Source organism: Microcystis aeruginosa NIES-4325, assembly GCF_008974145.1.
GTDB lineage: Bacteria > Cyanobacteriota > Cyanobacteriia > Cyanobacteriales > Microcystaceae > Microcystis > Microcystis aeruginosa_G.
On sequence record NZ_BJKP01000118.1, the window covers coordinates 1 to 519 of the forward strand.

Annotated in this window: 1 pseudogene; it reads right to left on the reverse strand. The window is 38.2% G+C overall.

Annotation, left to right across the window (positions count from 1 at the left end):
- Positions 1 to 457 (reverse strand): annotated as a pseudogene (locus MiAbW_RS19245) (hypothetical protein); the annotation flags it as partial.
- Positions 458 to 519: the final 62 nt, after the last annotated feature.

The window sequence follows — 519 nt, forward strand, 5'->3', positions numbered from 1 at the left end:
AACCGCTACCCGATGCAAATTCCGACTTGATTTTATTGGCAATTGCGGTTAATTTTGTTTTAGTGATAGTTTGAGAAGTTTCATCTATCAATCTGAAACTGATTTGAGCGCGAATCGGTTGATAGTCGTCCGGTACAGCGCTATCGTCTTGCCTAAAAAATAGTTGAATGATTGGGCGGAATGTTACCTCCTCTTGAAAAGAATCAACAGGAGTCCCATAAACATCGGGCTTTAAATGGGCTTTGTGAAAGTTAAAATAAAAATTTATCTGCTTCATCAATGACATATTTTGAGAGTCATTAGGCATGATTAAGCAGGAGCGTTTAGCTGATTGGCGTCCGTTAATATTTTCTGGTATTTGATCGGGGTCAACGTCTCGAAAATATTCGTTAACTTCTCGGTTGTAAGTCTTTCTTAAAAAGCTTTTTAAAAATTGCCACTCGGTACTAACTGGCATCGCTAGGCGCTCCTTCTTTTAAATCAGATTTATCTATGTCAGTCGATTGTGATTCTTGTTTC